The organism is Paraburkholderia aromaticivorans, assembly GCF_002278075.1.
Taxonomy (GTDB): Bacteria; Pseudomonadota; Gammaproteobacteria; order Burkholderiales; family Burkholderiaceae; genus Paraburkholderia; species Paraburkholderia aromaticivorans.
Map to the genome: position 1 here is coordinate 118,593 of NZ_CP022991.1, position 17,587 is coordinate 136,179.

A 17,587-nucleotide genomic window follows, 5' to 3' on the forward strand; every position below is an offset into this window, starting at 1 on the left:
GTCGCCAGGCGCATCGCTGCGGGTAGCGAACGGCGCGACGCGAGCCTGCCTGTCGCGCGCGATCAATGGGGGTCGCGCACCGGCGTGTTGTCGAGCTTGCCGAGCGTCTCAGGCACGACGAACGCGCCGATGAGAAAGATCACGCTGATCGCGCCGACGAACACGGCAAGCGTCATCGGCAGATCGAGCGGCGTCTTCGCGATCAGCGAGACGAGCGTGGGCATCATCCCGCCGATCGCAAAGCCGATATTCCACGACAGACCCGTGCCGGTCGCGCGGATCGCCGTCGGAAACCGCTCGTTCAGGAAGATCAGGATCGGCGCATAGCCGGCGCTGCCGAGCGCACTGAGGATGACCGCGTAGACACCGACCATCGTGATGGTCTGCGCCGTCGGCAAGAGCAGGAACAGTGCGGGCAATGCAAACAGACGGATTGCGCCGAGCAGGATGAAGGTCCGTTTGCGGCCGATGAACGTGCTCAGGTGACCGGCCGCGACCGATGCGATTACCACGGCCACGCTGCACAACATAAGGATCGCAGCAGCCGTCCCGTTCGGTGCGTGATTGACGACCTTGAGGAAGGTCGGCAGATAGCCCGAGGTCAGGTAATAACCGCTGCCGCCGCCGATCGTCAGCAGCAGGTTGACGAACAGGATCGAACGATAGTCGCGCGAGAACAGCGTGCGGATCGGCGAACGGACCACCTCGACCGGCGCGTTACGCGTCTTGTCGGCGGCGGCACGCACGGCCTTTTCCGCGGCGAGCTTCTTCCACAGCGGCGATTCCTCGAGACTGTTGAAGACGAAGAGTCCGAGCACCGAGCTGATGATCCCGGTGAAGAACATGCAGCGCCAGCCCCACACGTCGAACAGGTCGCCGGGAAACAGCGACGACATCGCGAGATACGTCAGCGAAGCGAGCAGCGCACCAAGGCCCGCCCCGCCGCCGCCGATCAACCCCGACACCGCGCCGCGATACTTCAGCGCAACGGATTCCGTGCCGATCGTGTGCGTCGACGCCACCACGCCGCCGACGAATACGCCCTGCACGAGACGCAGCAGCAGAAAGAGCACCGGCGCGATCACGCCCACCTGTGCAACGGTAGGCAGCAGACCGAACGCCGCCGTCGACAGACCGACACCCACCACCGCGAGAATCATCGCGCCTTTGCGGCCGCGCCGGTCCGCATATGAGCCGAACAACGCGGATCCGAGCGGCCGCATCAGCAGCGTGACGGCAAACGACGCATACACCGCGGCGAGCGACAGCATCGCGTGTTCGGAGGGGAAGAACAACCGGCCGACCACCGGTGCGACGAACAACAGGACGAACAGATCGAACAGATCGAGTGCCCACCCCAAACACGAGGCTACCACTGCGCCCATCACCTGCCGCCTGTTGATTGCGGGCACGGCGGCGCCACTTTGCGCTGCAACGGACATCATCATCTCCTAAGTTATTACCGGGCTGGTCCAGATGTGAACTCACCCGATGTGCGACGCGCTTCGGCCTCGTGAAAGGCACGGCGCGCTCTTGTTGCGTTGACGAAAATCGTTATGACGTCAGGCGCGCCAGACCGCGCTGGTCTCGCGCTGCAAACTGCGTCCTGCCGAGCATCGCGTCGGCGATCTTCTCGGCGATCATGATGGTCGGAATGTTGGTGTTGGCGGACGGCAGACGCGGCATCAGCGAAGCATCGACCACCCGTAGCCCATGTGCGCCATGCACTCGCCCTTCGGTATCCGTCACGGCGCTGCGCTCGCGCGCGTCGCCCATCCGGCAAGTACCGCTCGCATGCCAGACGCCAAACACGTTCGCGCGAATGAAGTCGTTCAATGCGCGCTCGTTGGCGAGTACCGACGACATCTGCACGCCGCGCGTGGCGAAGCGTTCGATCAACGCGTGGCGAATCGGCGCGGGTGTATCGAGCAGCAGTCCCAGCAGCGACGTGATCGCCGCATTGGTTTTGCTCACGCGGCTTAACGCCTTCACGCGCGGCGAAAAAGCGGCGGGGAAAAAGTCGCGCAGATCCTCGCTCAGGCCCGAGGCCGCGACCACCCGCGCCAACACGCGCACGCCCGCGGCGAGCCGTGCGACATCGCGTTCGTCATCGAGCAGATTGAGATCGACCTGCGGTGCGGCGAACGGATCGCTCGAAACGAGCTGCACGCGGCCGCGCGAATACGGACGGTTGCACCACAGGAAAAACAGGCCCAGCCGGCTACCGAGTGCATGCCACGCAGCGCGCGTCGCGCTCGACAGATACAGATCGGACGCCTCGCAATCCGCGACGCCCGAGGTGAATCGCGCGGCCGTCATGCTGGCGCGGCGCCGCGTGAGCGGCATGCGAAAGCGCGGCTCGAGAAAATGACAGAACGTCAACGACGGATGGTCCTGCAGATTCCGCCCGACGCCCGGCAGATCGAGCACACGCTCGATGCCGAGTGCGCGCAGTTCGCTCGCGTCGCCCACACCCGCTCGCATCAGCAGAGCCGGCGACTGCAACGCGCCGGCGCACACGATCGTTTCCCGCGCCTCGAAACGCAGACGCTCGCCGTGCGGCGAAACGGCAACCACGCCGCGTGCGGCCACCCCTTCCATCACGATGCGCTCGACGCGCAGGTTCGAAAAGATATGCAGGTTCGGCCGCTTGCGTGTTTCTGCATCGAGATAGGCGACCGCGGTCGATACGCGCCGGTCGTCGCGATTCGAAAACGCGCCGGGAAAATAACCGTCGCCGAACTGCGCGTTCTGGTCCTGCAACGCCGCGAAGCCGTTGCTGCGCAATCCGTGGGCGAACGCGTTGCAAAATGGCGGCCACTGCTGCGGCATAATGCGCCGGATCGGCACCGGCCCATCCGCGCCGTGCAGCGAACCGTATGGAAAGTCGACGTCGCTCTCGAGCTTGCGGAAATACGGCAGCACGTCATCCCACGCCCAGCCTGCCGCACCGCTCGCGGCCCAGTCGTCGTAGTCGCGCGGCAGGCCGCGATTGGCCGACTGCACGTTGATGCTCGAACCGCCACCCATCACGCGGCCCTGCTCATACACTTTAGCCGCGGAGTTCCGCGTAGCCTTCGCCTTGAGCTCAGGCCAGATCCAGGTCTCCCCGCAGAAAACAGGCATCGGGTAGCTGTCGAGGATCGCCTCCGGCACCGCGCCAGGCGGCGTATCCGCGCCCGCCTCGATCAATGCGACGCTCACCGACGGCACGGCCGACAGCCGATGCGCGAGCACGCATCCTGCCGACCCGCCGCCGACGATCACATAATCGAAACGCGCGCTTACCCGCTCCATGCCTGTCTCCTGAATTGCTCGATCTATGCGCTGCTATCAGCTGCCGCGAAACACGGGCTTGCGCTTGCCATGAAACGCCTCGACGCCTTCACGGAAATCGTCCGAACTGCGCAGCCGGCTATAGCAATGTCCTTCCAGTTCGATCGCGATCGAAAGCGGCGCGTCTTCGGTGTCATTCAGCAGCTTCTTAGCCGTGCGCTGAGCGAGCGGCGAGAAGGCGCGCAACTCGTCGACGAGTGCATCGGTCGCGGCTTCGAGCTCCGCATCGGGCACGCAGTCGACCACGATGCCCCAGTCATACGCCTGCTTGCCCGGAATGCGGCGCGAGCGCATCACGATGTCCTTCGTGCGGCCGACGCCGACCATCTTCTGCAGACGCGCCGAGCCGCCCGAACCCGGAATCTGGCCGAGCTTCTGTTCCGGCAGCGCGTAGAAGCTGGTGTCGGTCGCGATGCGGAAATCACAGGCGAGCGACAGTTCGAAGCCGACGCCGAAGCAGAAGCCGCGATTGGCCGCGATCACCGGCTTCGAGCACCGCGCGGGCGCGGCGACATTCCACGCCAGCTTCGACACGAGTTCCGGCGACGCTTCGAGAAAACCCTTGATGTCGCCGCCGCTCGAGAAGTGCTCGCCTTTCGCACGCAGCACGATCACGCGGACGCGGTCGTCCTCGTCGAGTGCTTCGAATGCGGCGCGCAGCTGGTCGCGTGCATGCATCGAGATCACGTTGAACGGCGGGCGGTGCAGGATGATGTCGGCGCGTTCGCGCGCGGCGTCGATTTCGATCGAGAAGCCGTCGAGTTCCTGCAGCAGCGTCTGGCCGCGATGAGTCAGGTCAGTCATGTGATACTCCTTTTGTGGTTCGGTCAGGTTGTGCGGCGTCGTGCTCCGGTTCGTACTCGCCCGCAGAAAGCTTGCGGCGCAGGATCTTGCCGACCGGCGATTTCGGAATGTCGTCGACAAACACGTATTCGCGCGGGCGCTTGAAGTTGACGAGATCGGAGGTCCGGCAAAAGTCGTCGAGCGCCCCGGCTTCGACGTATTGGGTCCGCTTGATGAAAGCGACAACACGCTGCCCCCAGCGCTCGTCTTTCACGCCAGCGACGGCCACTTCGTCCACCGCCGGATGCAGCGACAACACCGATTCGATATCGACTGGCGAGATGTTCTCGCCGCCGCTGATGATCATGTCGTCGACGCGGCCCGACACGAAGAGATCGCCGTCGTTATCGAAGTAGCCGGTGTCGCCGGTGAAATACCAGCCGTCGCGCAACGACTTCGCGTTCGCGTCCGGCCGGTTCCAGTAGCCTTCGAACGACTCGTCGCCGAGCAGGTCCGCGATGATCTGGCCTTCTTCGCCGGTTTGCGCGAGTTCGTCGGGCGACGTCGCGTCGAGCTTCACGACGCGCAGCCGCGTATTGATGCCGGCGCGGCCCGCGCTGCCGGGTTTCAGCGTCGCGTCCTGATCGATACTGAACGTGTAGACCTCGGACGAGCCGTAGTGATTGACGAACAGTTCCGGCTTGAAAGCAGCGGAAAGACGCTTCAGCAAACCGTCGTTCATCGGCGCGCCGGCAAAGCCGAGTTTCGTCACCGAACTTTTGTCGGTGCGCGCGAACTCCGGTGCGGCCAGCAGATCGTGATAGAGCGTGGGCACCAGATACAGACACGTCAGCCGGTACGTGTGGATGGAATCGAGCGCAAGGGTCGCGTTCCAGCGGCGCACGCAGACGAACAGCCCGTCGACGAGCGCCATCGCCAGCAGCGAGCGCACGCCCATCGTGTGATAGAGCGGCATCACGCCGAGCGTGCGTTCGCCGTGGCGATAGAGGTTCTGTGCGACATGCGCGAGCGCGGCGGCGCGTTCGTGGCGATGCCGGCGCGGCACGCCCTTCGCCTTGCCCGTGGTGCCCGACGTATAGAGGATCAGCGAGCAGTCTTCCGCGGTGGCCTGCGGGGTGACCGCGGCAACAACTGCGCCTTCGCGCCGGCGCTCGCGCAGCAGTGCATCGAACGAACTCGACGCGCCCGCCGCATCGTCCAGCGCAATGCGCGCAACGGCCTTGGCGGCGGCGCTTTGCGTGACGGCTTCGGCGCAAACCGGCTCGTACACGATGGCTTTGACGCCCGCATCGGTCACGCAGTAATCGAGCTCATCGGGTTTCGCCCGCCAGTTCAGCGGCACGATCGCCACGCCGGCGAACTGGCACGCCCAGTGCAGCGTCGCCATTTCCCAGCGGTTTTGCAGCACGACGAGCAAACGGTCGCCGTGTGCGAGACCGAGTTCGTGCAGACCGTCCGCAACGTTAAGGATGATCCGGTGCCACTGCGCATACGTGAGCGTCAGTTCACCATCGACGAGCGCCAGCGCGTTCGGGCTGCGCTCCACGCTTTGCAGAAAGGTTCGGCCGAGATCAAGCATCGCTCGTCTCCTTCTCTTCCTGCGCCTGGCGCCGGCGCGCCGCCACATCGAGCACGGCGGCGACGATCGGCGTATAGCCCGTACAGCGGCACAGATGGCCCGACAGCATGTCGCGCACCTGCGCCTCGTCTAGATCCGGCACGCGCTTCAGATAGTCGGCGCACGACATCAGAATGCCGGCGGTGCAAAAGCCGCACTGCAGCGCGTGATGACGCTGGAACGCCTGCTGAAGGTCGCCGAGCGTCTGGTCGGGTGCGAGGCCTTCTACCGTATCGATGCGGCGGCCGTCCGCCTGCAATGCGAGCATCAGGCACGAACGTCCCGCCACACCGTCGATATGAACCGTGCAGGCGCCGCACACGCCGTGTTCGCATCCGACGTGCGTGCCGGTTGCGCCCAGCTCGTGCCGCAGAAGATCGGACAGCAGATCGCGCGGCTCGCAATAGCCGCTTCGTTCGCGGCCGTTGAGCGTCACGGTGATTCGCTGCCGTTCGCCGCGCGGTTGTATGCCATGCGGCATCGTATTAACAGGGGTCTTCGGGGTCTTGCTCACATCGCCTCCTCTATCACGCGCCATCCCAGTTGCCGGACCAGATGCCGGCGATATGTCGCACTGACATGCGCGTCGTCCTGCGCGCCCAGCTTCCAGCTCAAATCGTTCAATGCAGTACGCAAGTCGTCGCCCTGCAGACGCGGCCAGCGCTCCACCACCGGCCGGTCGGCGACGCCGCCCACAGCGATCTGGATCGCCTTATCCGTCACCACCGCCGCGCACGACACGAGGGCGAAATCGCCATGACGGGCGGAGAATTCCGCAAAGCCATAGCGCTCGCCCGGCTTTTTCAGCGGAAACCGCACGGCCTCGACAAGTTCGTCCGGCTCGCGCGCCGTCATCAACATCCCCTGAAAAAAGTCCTCGGCGGCGAGCACGCGCCTGCGCTTTGTCGAGCGCAGCAGCACATCGCCGCCAAGGGCTGCCAACGCGAGAGGCAACTCGGCGCTCGGATCCGCGTGAGCGATCGAGCCGCACACGGTCCCGCGATTGCGGATCTGAAAATGGGAAATGTGCGGGAACGCGAGAGCGAGCAACGGCACTTCGTCGCGCAGAGACGGGCGCCACTCGACGCTGCCCTGCGTTGCCGCCGCACCGATAACGAGCTGCCCCGCCTCGTTGTCGACACGCACCGTATTCAACTCGTCGGTGCGGGAAATATCGACGAGCCAGCGCGGTTGCGCGAGGCGCATGTTCAGCACCGCCATCAGCGACTGGCCGCCGGCCAGCACGCGTGCGTCTTCGCCGCCATGCGCGAGCGCTTCGAGCGCATGTTCCGTACTCGTCGCGCGCAGATAATCGAACGGCGCCGGCTTCATGTTCTGCTCCTGAAGATTGCGAGGAAGCGCGAGAGCCACGAGCCTTGCGCGCGGCCTTCGTCGACGGGCTTGCCTGATGCTTGCCGGCCCAGTGATTCGAACAGTTGCCGCAGCACGACCTTCGCCGCGCCTTCGAGCATCCGCCCGCCGACTGCCGCAACCTTGCCCGACACCTGCGCTTCATAGTCGTACGACAGCCGCGTGCCGTGCTCCGTGGGCGTCAGTTCCACGAGTCCTTCGCCACGCGCGGTGCCAAGCGGCGAACTGCCGGCGCCCGCGAGGCGCAGACGATGCGGCGCGTCGATATCCGACAACCCGATCCGCGCTTCGAAGCGCGCCTTGATCATGCCGACGCCGACCGTCACATCGGCGCGATACTGGTTCGGTCCGGTCGCTTCGAGCGCGTGGCAGCCTGGAATGACCTTCGCGAGCGCCTGCGGGTCCAACAGCACCGCAAAGATCGCTTCGGGTGTGGCGTCGAGATCGACAGTGCCCCGCGCCGTCAGCGCCTTGCCGCCTGCAAGCGCCTTGTTCGACGCGGCGGCCGCAGCCGCTTCAAGTAACTCGGGACGCGAAGGCGGCGGATCGTCAATGCCGATCAGGTGCATCACCTTCGCAGGCGTGAGCGGCAAGCGGATATCCTCGACGCCGAGTGCATCGGCCACTGCGTTTGCGATGCACGGCGGCGTGCTCATGTTGTTGCCTTCGCCGAGCCCCTTCGCACCGAGCGGCGTGAACGGCGACGGCGTTTCCAGATGCACGATCATCGGATCAGGCACTTCGCACGAGGTTGGCATCAGGTAGTCGGCGAGCGTGCCCGACTGGAAACTGCCGTCCGCGCCGTAGCGGAACTCTTCCATCAGTGCCGCGCCCAGGCCCTGCGCGAACGCGCCGCGAATCTGGCCGTCGGCGAGTGCCGGATTGAGCAGCGTGCCGGCGTCGTGTGCGGTCACATAGCGGTCGATGCGCACCCGGCCGGTTGCGCGGTCCACTTCGACCGCGCACATGTCGAACGCGAAACCGTAGGCCGCCGATGTGTTGATGCGATCCTGCTCGTCGGGCGCGTCCATGTGCGGCGGCGTCCAGAACACCGTCTCGCGCAGGCCCGGCTCTTCGCCCTCGGGCAACAGCGCGGGCGCCCAGTGCGGCGCATTGCTCGCGACGCGGCCAAACGGCAGCGCGCGGTCTTCCTTGCCCTTCGCAAAGACGCGGCCGTCTTCGAAACAGATGTCCTCGGGCGCACAACCCGCTTGCTTCGCGACGATGCGGGCCACCTTGTCGCGCACACGCATCGCTGCCAGATGCACCGTGCCGGCCACCGCACCGGCAAAACGACTCGAATAGTTACCCGCCGCCACTGACCACGCGTCCTTGTGCGTGTCGAACTCGACGTTGACGACGATGTCGTGCGGATTCAAACCCAGCACATCGGCGACAACCTGCGCGCAGACCGTCATATGCCCCTGTCCCGCCGGCGTCGATGCAATCGTCACCACCACGCCGCCGAGCAGATCGACGCTGACTGTCGCGCTCGCGATGGCGCCGCTCTTCGGGCCGGCTTTCTTGCGCGCCTCGGCGGGCATCACGGTCGTGATGTAGCCCATGTTCGACACGGACGGTTCAACGATCGCCGCAAAGCCGATGCCATACAGACGTCCTGCGCGGCGCGCCGCATCGCGGCGCGCGACGAGTTCGTCGTAGCCGCCTTCGGCGAGCGAGCGGCGCAGCGCTTCCTGATAGTTGCCGGAATCGAGCAGCGCACCCGCTGCGGCGCGATACGGGAACGCATCGGCGGCGACGAAGTTGCGGCGATACACGTCGAGCACCTCGAGCTTCAGTTCGATCGCGATGCGCTGCATCAGACGTTCAAGCGCGAAATACACCTGCGGCCCACCGAAACCGCGGACGAGGCCCGTCGGCGTTTTATTCGTGAGCGCCACGCGGTTGCGCACGACGAGATTCGGAATCGCGTAAGCGCCCGTCAGGCAGCCGTGCATCCGGTAGAACGTGGCAGGCTCCGGCGCACGCAGATAGCCGCCGCAGTCCTCGATCTGGTCGTATGAAAGCGCGGTAATGCGGCCGTCGCTTTCAACGGCGGCTTCGAGCGTCGTCAGGCGCGCGGTGGCCGAGGTGGCCGCGCTCAGATGTTCGAGGCGATCCTCGACCCATTTCACCGGCGCACCGGCCTTGCGCGACGCAAGGCACATCAACACCACATACGGAAACACCGCCTGTTTCACGCCGAAGCTGCCGCCCGAGTCGCGCGGCGCCTTGTGCCGCAGACGATTCGCCGGCACGTTCAGCGCCATCGACATCACCGCATGCAGCGAGAACGGCCCCATGAAATTCGACGTGACGTCATAACCTTCATCGCCGGACAGATACTCGGCGATCACCACGCCGCATTCGATCGGCGCACACGTGTTGCGTGGATAGTGCGCGTCGATGGTCACGCGATGCGGCGCGCGTTCGAAAGCCGCTTCGGGCTCGCCATAGCGATAGTGACGATCGCTGATCACGTTCGTGCCGACCTTCGGATGCAGAACGGGCGCATCGTCGGCGATCGCGTTTTCGATCGAGGTCACCGGCGGCAGCGTCTGGTACTCGACCTTGATCAGATCGAGCGCGTCTTCAGCGAGCGCACGCGATTCGGCCAGCACCACGGCAACCGGTTCGCCGACGTAGCGCACCCGGTCCATCGCGAGCGCCCACTGCTCCATGGGCGACTTCACGCCGACCACGAACGGCCGCGACCAGCCCGGCAGATCGTCACGTGTGAGCACGGCGCGCACGCCGGCCAGTCTGAGCGCAGCGTCCGTGTCGATGCTGCGCAGTTCCGCATGGGCGTGCGGCGAGCGCAACACCGCGGCGTGCAGCGTGCCGGGTTTGACGGCGATGTCGTCGCCGTAACGTCCGCGGCCGGTCAGGATCGCCGGATCTTCGACGCGTTCCATCGAACGGCCCACGTGCCGCTGGCGCTGGCGCTCCGACGTGTCGGGCTCGCCGGCGGGCCGTGCATCCGCCACCAGTTCGGCAACTGTATCGCGCTGATTCAATTCATTGCTCCCTGCCCGCGCGTGGCGGCTGCATGGGCGTCGTCGCCCTCGTCGTTCTCGCGTCGGTTGAACTCACTGGCAAGACCGCTCCAGCGGCGCGCAATCTCGCGATGCTCGATCCCGAACAGATCCATGATCCGGCCGACCGTGTGATCGACGATGTCGTCGACGGTTTGAGGGTGCGCATAGAACGCGGGCACTGGCGGCATCACGATCGCGCCCATTTCGGTGGCGAGCGTCATGTTGCGCAGGTGCGCGAGATTGAGCGGCGTTTCGCGTGCGACGAGCACGAGACGGCGACGCTCCTTGAGCATCACGTCCGCGGCGCGCGTCAGCAGGTTGTCGGCGAAACCGTTGGCGACGCTCGCCAGCGTTTTCATCGAGCACGGCGCGATCACCATGCCCGCGGTGACAAACGAGCCGCTCGCCACCGCCGCGCCGATGTCGCGCACGTTGTGGACGACGTCGGCGAGGCCGTCGAGGTCTGAACGCGTAAGACCGAGCTCCTGCGCAGCGGTAATGGCGCCCGACGGCGACACGATCAGATGCGTCTCAACCGTGCCGAGCCGGCCCAAGGCCGCCAGCAGCCGCACGCCGATGACTGCGCCACTCGCACCCGAAATGCCGACGACGATCCGTTCACGCGATTGCGTTGACTGCATGGCTGTGCCTCGCTCAGACCGCATCGCGCAACTGGTCGCTGTGCAGGTAGGCATCGAACGGCGCGTTGTTCGTGGCGACGAGCCGGTCGAGATCGACGGTGTCCTGCCCCGGAATCCGCACGCGGGTGAATACATGTGCGGGATAGACGACCGGGCGCGTCGCATCGAGACCCATCTTGGCGCTGACGCCCTGCATGTGCGGCGGCGCATCGTCGGGCTGGCCGACGGTCGTCGATGGATCGAGCGGCGAGCCCTGTGCGCCGGCCACGATCACGAGATCCCGATCCGCCTGGAAGCGCGTCGCGACCGCCCATTCGATTTCGGCGGGATCGTGCACGTCCACATCGGTATCCACGACGACGACCTGCTTGATGTCGTAGTGCGCGCCGAACGCGCACAAAATCACGTTCTTCGCTTCGCCTTCGCGCTTCTTGTCGAACTGGACCCACAGGTGATACCGGCACACGCCGCCCACCGACAACTCCACGTCCTTCACGCCCGGATGACTGCGCTGCAGATGCGCCAGCAACGTCGCTTCGCGCGGAATGGCGCCGAGCAGCAGATGCTCCATTTCAGCCGGAACAATCGTGTGATAAATGGGCTGTTCGCGGTGCGTGACTGCCGTCACCTCGATCACCTCACGCGCTTCGCGCGCGCTGTAGTACTTCGGGAATTCGCCGAACGGACCTTCGGGCTCGCGCACCTTGGGCAGGATGCGGCCCTCGATCACGATTTCCGAAAACGCGGGTACACGCACGTCGTTCGTCGCGCACTTGACGACCGGCAGCGGCGCGCCGTGCAAGGCACCGGCGATCTCCAGTTCGTCGCTGTCGATCGGGGAAATGGCCTGCGACGCCAGCATCGTCAACGGATCGACGCCGATCGCGATCGCCACGTCGAGGGCGTCTCCCGCCGCTTCCGCAGCCTGATAGAACGCCAGCAGATGACGCGGCAACATCAGGATCGCCATGCGGTCCGGGGCGTGCACCTGAATGCGGTTGATCGACACATTCTGGATGCCGGTCCGCGGATTACGCGCAATCACGAGCCCGGCCGTGATGTAGGGACCGTTGTCGTGCTCGCTGTGTGTCGGGATCGGCAGCAATGCGTGCAGATCGATGCCCTGCGTGCGGACGACCTGCTGGCACGCGGCCTCCTCGCGTGGCAGTTCGTGCCAGGCAAGCGGATGCCCGGCCGCATCGCGAAAGCGTTCGAGCAGCGCGGCCTCGGGCACGCCCATCGCCTCGGCGATCCACGCGCGCTTCGACATGAAGCCGCTCACCACCGGAATGGCGTGGCCGCCGGGCTTGAGAAAGATGGCGGCCTGTTCTCCGTCGAGCCGTTTGGCGACTGCCGCGAGTTCGTGCTGGAGCGAAACCGGCTGATCGATGGTCGCGACGCGGCCCGTTGCCGACAGGCGTTCAAGCCAGTGGCGAAGCGTCGGCGCGATGCTCTGCGGTGCCCATGAGGATTGAGGTGTGCCGCTGCCTGCGGCATCGCGTGAGTTCATTTGCGTCTCCATCGGTGCTTGCCGTCGGGCGCCGGAACGAGTCTGTCGGGCGGATATGCAGCAAGTTGGAATGAAGCGTAACGAGAACGGGCTATAACTTCTAATATTGTTTTTTGATGCTTTTCATCATTTGTTTTGATATCAGTGTTAGCCCCGATGACGCCCTTCGTGCGCTCGGTTATCAATAGGCAACCCTTCCAGTAAGGGTCTTTCTCAGCTTTTCAGATAGTTACGCGGTGTGCGGTTTTCGCCGGCTTTCGTGAGTGACCTGATGGCCCGCGCAGCGGATATTAACTTTCGTGATGCACCCCGCAGCGCCCCGTCTGGACGTCAAATGGACCTCTCATGGACCTGAAGCAGATCCACTATTTCATCGCGCTGTTCGAGGACGGCTCCGTGACGCGCGCCGCCAAACGCCTGAACATCGTGCAGCCGGCGCTCAGCATGCAGATCGCCAAACTGGAGGAAGAACTGCATCAACAACTGTTCGACCGCGGCGGGCACGGCATGGCGCCCACCGCCGCCGGACGGCTGATGTACCGCCTCTTTCTGCCGATCGTCCGCGATCTCGCGCATGCGCGTCAGCAAATGGTTCAGCGCGACGAGATCGTAACGGGCCACGTGTCGATCGGGCTGATCGCATCGGTGACGGAAAGCGTGCTCGCTGATTCGCTGTCGCGCTTTCACGCGCGCTATCCGCATGTCGAAGTCACCGTCGCCGACGGCTACACCGCGACCTTCATCGACTGGGTGTCGGGCGGCCAGCTCGACGCCGCGCTGATCAACAAGCCGCGCTCGCGCCTGTCGCTCGACTCGCAGCCGCTCCTCGATGAAGAAATGGTGCTCGTCACCAGCGCTGAACACGGCCCGGAACTGCCGCATGCGATCGAGCTCGCGCAACTACCCGAACTCGAACTCGTGCTGCCCACCAAGCGCCACGGCCTGCGCGGCGTGCTCGATACGGCCGCGCAACATGAGGACGTGCTGCTTGCGCCGCGCTTCGAAATCGATGTGTTGAGCACGATCGTGAAGCTCGTCGAAAGCACCCGCTTTGCGACGATCCTGCCGCGCATCGCGGTTGAACGCGCGGTGCGCCGAGGCGCGTTGCGCGCCTATCCGATTCTCGCGCCGCGCATCGTACGCCATATCGTGCGCATCAGTCATCCGCGGCGACCGTTGAGCGCTGCTGCCGAGGCGCTCATCGACATCATCGCCGACGAATTACGTGAAGTGTCGAGCGAATCGACGCCCTGTGCCACGGATGATCAAGGGACCGCTTCGAGAATTGATTCATGATCGGCTTCCGTCCTGTCAGAAAGCCGTTAGGACATGAGCGGATAAGCCACTGATAGATTGCGCCGGTGGCGTCTCGCCGGCCATGCCGTCCTGCGATGTCGCTAGCTGCGGAATGGTTCTCCGCCCGGCCGCGTGCGAACTCCGGCAGCCAGACGCGTCCATGGAAGATCAGCGGGATCCGCGGTCATCGGGCCGGGAGCTTTCGCGACGAGCACCGCTTCGGCGATTGGCTCGAAGTCGGCCCGAAAATGCACCGAACTCTTGTTGACGAGAATTTTCATCTCTTCCGGCTGGATGCCCGCCACGCGATACAGATTGCGATCGAGCATTTGCGCCTTGCCGGAACTGACCGCGACCAGCACATCGTCGATGCGCAGGCACGCGACCGGGCCAAGTTCCGCGAGCATGCCGTTCATCATCGGGCCGTCGTAGCGGCAGCGGCCATCAGAGAGGAACATCATTTCAAAACGCCCGGTAAACGGTCGGTCACCAGGCACGCCCGACTGTCCGCCCAGCGCGATGTCGATCCGCGCGTGCAGGCCCGCTCGATGCGCCGCCGCCGTAGCGTCCGGATCGCAGATCAGGCCGATCGCCGCCCGCTTCGCGCCGTGACGCACGAGCGCGCGCAGCATCTCCATCGTGTTGGCATCGCCGCCCGCGCCGGGATTGTCCTGCGTGTCTGCAATCACGACCGGACGGGTCGCACGTTCCGACAACTGCATTGCTTGACGCACGGCGTCGTCCGGTGAGAGGAATGGGACACGCCACGCGAGTTCGTCATCTATCATGCGTCGATAAAACGCCTCGACGGCGGTATCCGCGGCGTCGGCGGTACTGCCGTATGCCCAGATGACCGGGCCGCATTCGGGGAAGTCTGCCGCCGGAAAACCCGGCGCGAACGAAGCCGACAAGACGTCACCCGCCTCAGCAGCGCCAACGCGCTCGAACATGCTGCGCGCCGGTTCCAGCAGCGTGCAACATGCCATTGACGGGGATGAGAAACGGCAGCCGGCGCGATGCCCGATGCAGCGTCTCGCCCGCCATCAGCCGTTCGAGCAGCATGGCCGCGCGCTCGCCGGTTGCCGCCATGTCGACGTGCGGATACGTCCGGTACGCGACGAGCGCATCGGCTGAACACAGCATACGCTCGGTGACGTTCGCATGCAGATCCACCGATGCGACGATCGGCACGTGCCCGCCGACTACCTCACGCACGCGCGCGAGCACTTCGCCTTCTCCATCGTCGACATGCTCGGCGACCATTGCGCCGTGCAGGTCGAGATAGACGGCGTCGAACGTGTGAGTACGCGGTCGCGAGCCCAGGCGTCGCCGAGCCGATGAGCGCCGGTACCGCGCTGTGATAGCGGCGCTCGCCGCGCCGGTCCGAACTGCGTCCCACGAGCGTCATGGCGATCGCCGCCGCGACGTACGGAATTGCTGAGTACAAGCCGATCTCCATCGTGTCGCTGACGCCCGCCGACTTGATGATCGATGGCAGCCAGAAGCTCACCGCGTAGATGCCGCAGATGAAGCAGAAGTACGGCAGCGCCAGCAGATAGACGCGCGGGTCCTTCGCGACCTGCGCGAACGAATGATGCGATCCGGACGAATCGATCTCGGAGGAGAGCAGGCGTACCTCATCGTCGCTGAGCCAGCGCGCATCGGCGGGCCGGTCGTCGAGCACGAACAGCGCGAGCACGCCGAACAGCACGCACGGCAGCCCTTCGATGAGAAACATCCACTGCCAGCAGTCCAACCCGTGCGTGCCCGAGAACGACGTCATGATCCACGTCGACAGCGGGCCGCCGAGCATGCCGCCGATCGGCCCGGCGAGCATCACGATCGCCATGACCTGCGCCATGCGGGCGCGTCCATACCAGTAGGTCAGATAGAAGATCATGCCGGGCGCGAAACCCGCTTCGAAGGCGCCGAGCAGGAAGCGCATCGCGTAGAACATTGGCTTGGAATGAACGAACAGCATGGCCGCCGATGTTGCACCCCACAGCACCATAATCCGGCTGATGGTCTTTCTCGGACCGATCTTCGGAAGCAGCAGATTGCTGGGCACCGGTCGGACAGCACGCCTCTCGCAGGTTGGCGACCCGTATCGGTCTCCATGTCGCCACAGTCTCCATGGCGCCCAGGGGCCTGGACCATCTTCCGCTTTCGTGTCGCCACGTCGCCAATGTCGCCCAGGGCTGCGATGACCGCCAGGGGACTACTTCCCTACGTACCGGGCCGCCACCTTCTCCCTGTTCTCGGAGTACCTGACGATCGGCTTTATCGCGAGATCCCGAAGCCTCTTTCGGGTCTCGCCCGGAGATTCATTGAATTCAACCGCGCCGTTTATCTCCTACTTCCCAGAACCTCCTTTGACAAGCGACGTTGGCCGCTTTCTCCCAGGCAGCCAAACAATAGGAAAACGCGCGCGACCATCGGCAACAATTCAGCGAACCATGCGACGGGTTGCTTCACGGCACGCTTCTGCTAGCGGTTATACAACCCATCGCCCATCGATGCCGTTCGTCTATTGGGCGGCATGAGGAGCCATAGGCATTGCCGGCGCGTCCACGCGCGCCGGCCCTCATCAACCGCGGCTGTCAGCCGAAATGGTCGGATTGGCCTGCATCTTGCCCCGGAAGAAGCTTGCAACGCCGAGCACGCCACCGATAGCGATCCACGCCTCGGGCGGGAAGCTCGGCTGCGCGATGTTCGGCCACCAGCCGCGCAGCACCGGGATGATGAAATACGCACCAATCCACGCAAACCCGAAACAGAACCCGACGAACGGCCGCCATGCATACGTGCGCCAGTGATCTGCCCTCGCCTCAACCTGCATCGTCTGATTGACTGTCGCCGTGTTCGCCTGATCGGCAGCGAGCTCGGCCTTCTCGACGCCGGCAGCAATCTGAGTTTGCGGTCGGCGACGTAATGACGAAGCCCTGCCCGCCTTTATATGGGTATAGCCGAAACAGAGCGCAGTCGCGCCTTCGCTGCCAGAGGATTGACGCAAATTGGACCTGTCAATCGGCTTGCGGCTGATCCTGTCTTTCCATATCGATCCGTGTCTATTTCTTATCGTCTTTTACCGCGAGACTGCGAACCGCGCAGGCGAGCGACGTGACAAGTCGATCGCCTGGCGGTGGGTGTCGGGGAAGATCAAGTGCGCGAACGAGGATGACACGTGCCCGGTGTCAAACTCCTGAAATTCGGTAACTTTCGCCAGTTACCAAAAAGCAATGAATGAAATAATAGAGTTGAAGGCCAGTCTGGCACAGCAGACGCTGTTCGCTACATCGGACGGAAAAACAATTGAGCGTCTTGCGAACGCAGCGCGGGTGGTGAACTTCAAAAGCGGTGCCTATGTGGCGTTTCAAGGGGAGGTCGAATCACCGCTGTTGCTCATCCTATCGGGGCAGCTAAGAGTATCGAGGCTACCGGAGAAAGGCGATGAAGCACCCATCACCACTGTTTCCGCCGGTGGATCCATAGGAGCGGTTCCAATCATTTCAAGCCGACCAAGTAACATCAATGTGATAGCCAATCGCGAGAGCACGGTGGCCATGATAGGCCGGACGCTGGCGCGCCAGGTACTTTGCGAACCTCTTGTGTCAATCGCGCTGAACGGCGTTCTCGCGTCTTTAGTTGGACACCTCGTCCATTGCCACAGCAGGCGTGATCCCGCGCGCCGCTGCGCGTGTAGCTGCGGTAATCGTTGACGATCTGGATCTGGCTGCTGATTTGGATGCAGCGCCCGCTGACCCGCGAAGTCACGCGACAATTGCCGCGATGGCAAAGGTGAGTCGTGAGACAGTTTCACGGGTGCTTTCGTCTCTAGAACTTCGAGGTCTCATTGCGAAGGAGGGCCGCCGTATCCGCGTTCTCGACCCAAATGCATTGCGCACGCTGGGCAATGGATAGGCTGGCCGTTCCAAATTTTGATCAAGGCGCGGGGCAGCAGTGATCGTCGAAA

General features: G+C 64.4%; 13 protein-coding genes and 2 pseudogenes. 3 read left to right on the plus strand and 12 right to left on the minus strand.

What is annotated here, in order from left to right; genetic code table 11:
• Positions 1-62: 62 nt before the first annotated feature.
• The 9 genes from CJU94_RS33580 to CJU94_RS33620 all read right to left on the minus strand — a co-directional run bounded on the left by CJU94_RS33580 (position 63) and on the right by CJU94_RS33620 (position 12,318).
• The gene (locus CJU94_RS33580) at positions 63-1,442 is read right to left on the minus strand and encodes an MFS transporter (RefSeq protein WP_095423394.1); all 1,380 of its coding nucleotides are present in this window, start codon (positions 1,440-1,442) and stop codon (positions 63-65) included.
• A 112-nt stretch (positions 1,443-1,554) separates the two neighbouring features.
• Positions 1,555-3,297 carry a GMC family oxidoreductase gene (locus CJU94_RS33585; RefSeq protein ID WP_095422989.1) on the minus strand — a complete coding sequence of 581 codons (1,743 nt, stop codon included), beginning with the start codon at positions 3,295-3,297 and terminating at the stop codon, positions 1,555-1,557.
• A gap of 36 nt (positions 3,298-3,333) precedes the next feature.
• Positions 3,334-4,140, minus strand: coding sequence for an enoyl-CoA hydratase/isomerase family protein (locus CJU94_RS33590; protein WP_095422990.1), 807 nt, complete (start codon positions 4,138-4,140; stop codon positions 3,334-3,336).
• On the minus strand, positions 4,133-5,719 hold the full coding sequence (locus tag CJU94_RS33595; RefSeq protein ID WP_095422991.1) for an AMP-binding protein: 1,587 nt from the start codon (positions 5,717-5,719) through the stop codon (positions 4,133-4,135). Before CJU94_RS33595 ends, CJU94_RS33590 begins: the two co-directional genes overlap by 8 nt.
• Positions 5,712-6,239, minus strand: coding sequence for a (2Fe-2S)-binding protein (locus CJU94_RS33600; RefSeq protein ID WP_095422992.1), 528 nt, complete (start codon positions 6,237-6,239; stop codon positions 5,712-5,714). Before CJU94_RS33600 ends, CJU94_RS33595 begins: the two co-directional genes overlap by 8 nt.
• Positions 6,240-6,268: 29 nt before the next feature.
• Positions 6,269-7,090, minus strand: a complete 822-nt coding sequence (locus CJU94_RS33605) for an FAD binding domain-containing protein (RefSeq protein ID WP_095422993.1) — start codon at positions 7,088-7,090, stop codon at positions 6,269-6,271.
• Positions 7,087-10,146, minus strand: a complete 3,060-nt coding sequence (locus CJU94_RS33610) for a xanthine dehydrogenase family protein molybdopterin-binding subunit (RefSeq protein ID WP_425272242.1) — start codon at positions 10,144-10,146, stop codon at positions 7,087-7,089. The genes CJU94_RS33605 and CJU94_RS33610 overlap by 4 nt, the downstream gene beginning before the upstream one ends.
• Positions 10,143-10,808: a UbiX family flavin prenyltransferase gene (locus CJU94_RS33615; protein WP_095422994.1), complete on the minus strand. Its 666-nt coding sequence runs from the start codon at positions 10,806-10,808 to the stop codon at positions 10,143-10,145. The genes CJU94_RS33610 and CJU94_RS33615 overlap by 4 nt, the downstream gene beginning before the upstream one ends.
• Before the next feature lie 13 nt (positions 10,809-10,821).
• Positions 10,822-12,318 (minus strand): UbiD family decarboxylase, encoded by a 1,497-nt coding sequence (locus tag CJU94_RS33620; protein ID WP_095422995.1) that lies wholly within the window; start codon positions 12,316-12,318, stop codon positions 10,822-10,824.
• A 345-nt stretch (positions 12,319-12,663) separates the two neighbouring features.
• On the opposite strand from CJU94_RS33620, the gene CJU94_RS33625 reads away from it, so the two are divergent.
• Positions 12,664-13,614 carry a LysR family transcriptional regulator gene (locus CJU94_RS33625; protein WP_095422996.1) on the plus strand — a complete coding sequence of 317 codons (951 nt, stop codon included), beginning with the start codon at positions 12,664-12,666 and terminating at the stop codon, positions 13,612-13,614.
• 101 nt (positions 13,615-13,715) lie between these two features.
• Here CJU94_RS33625 and CJU94_RS33630 read toward each other — a convergent pair.
• From CJU94_RS33630 to CJU94_RS33640, 3 genes and pseudogenes are all read right to left on the minus strand, one after another.
• Positions 13,716-14,988, minus strand: a pseudogene (locus tag CJU94_RS33630) (M81 family metallopeptidase); the annotation flags it as partial.
• Positions 14,915-15,682: pseudogene (locus tag CJU94_RS33635) on the minus strand (MFS transporter); the annotation flags it as partial. The pseudogenes CJU94_RS33635 and CJU94_RS33630, both read right to left, overlap by 74 nt.
• A 519-nt stretch (positions 15,683-16,201) precedes the next feature.
• On the minus strand, positions 16,202-16,627 hold the full coding sequence (locus CJU94_RS33640; RefSeq protein WP_157763841.1) for a TspO/MBR family protein: 426 nt from the start codon (positions 16,625-16,627) through the stop codon (positions 16,202-16,204).
• A 244-nt stretch (positions 16,628-16,871) separates the two neighbouring features.
• On the opposite strand from CJU94_RS33640, the gene CJU94_RS33650 reads away from it, so the two are divergent.
• A complete protein-coding gene (locus CJU94_RS33650; protein ID WP_157763842.1) occupies positions 16,872-17,333 on the plus strand; it encodes a cyclic nucleotide-binding domain-containing protein in 462 nt (153 codons plus the stop codon).
• Positions 17,290-17,535 carry a helix-turn-helix domain-containing protein gene (locus CJU94_RS42630; protein ID WP_157763843.1) on the plus strand — a complete coding sequence of 82 codons (246 nt, stop codon included), beginning with the start codon at positions 17,290-17,292 and terminating at the stop codon, positions 17,533-17,535. Before CJU94_RS33650 ends, CJU94_RS42630 begins: the two co-directional genes overlap by 44 nt.
• The last annotated feature ends 52 nt before the right edge of the window (positions 17,536-17,587 follow it).

Bases quoted from the DNA above. Each gene is read 5' to 3' on its own strand.
- CJU94_RS33615 (WP_095422994.1), bottom strand. From the start codon at position 10,808: ATGCAGTCAACGCAATCGCGTGAACGGATCGTCGTCGGCATTTCGGGT.
- CJU94_RS33580 (WP_095423394.1), bottom strand. From the start codon at position 1,442: ATGTCCGTTGCAGCGCAAAGTGGCGCCGCCGTGCCCGCAATCAACAGG.
- CJU94_RS33620 (WP_095422995.1), bottom strand. From the start codon at position 12,318: ATGAACTCACGCGATGCCGCAGGCAGCGGCACACCTCAATCCTCATGG.
- CJU94_RS33600 (WP_095422992.1), bottom strand. From the start codon at position 6,239: ATGCCGCATGGCATACAACCGCGCGGCGAACGGCAGCGAATCACCGTG.
- CJU94_RS33605 (WP_095422993.1), bottom strand. From the start codon at position 7,090: ATGAAGCCGGCGCCGTTCGATTATCTGCGCGCGACGAGTACGGAACAT.
- CJU94_RS33595 (WP_095422991.1), bottom strand. From the start codon at position 5,719: ATGCTTGATCTCGGCCGAACCTTTCTGCAAAGCGTGGAGCGCAGCCCG.
- CJU94_RS33590 (WP_095422990.1), bottom strand. From the start codon at position 4,140: ATGACTGACCTGACTCATCGCGGCCAGACGCTGCTGCAGGAACTCGAC.
- CJU94_RS33585 (WP_095422989.1), bottom strand. From the start codon at position 3,297: ATGGAGCGGGTAAGCGCGCGTTTCGATTATGTGATCGTCGGCGGCGGG.
- CJU94_RS33625 (WP_095422996.1), top strand. From the start codon at position 12,664: ATGGACCTGAAGCAGATCCACTATTTCATCGCGCTGTTCGAGGACGGC.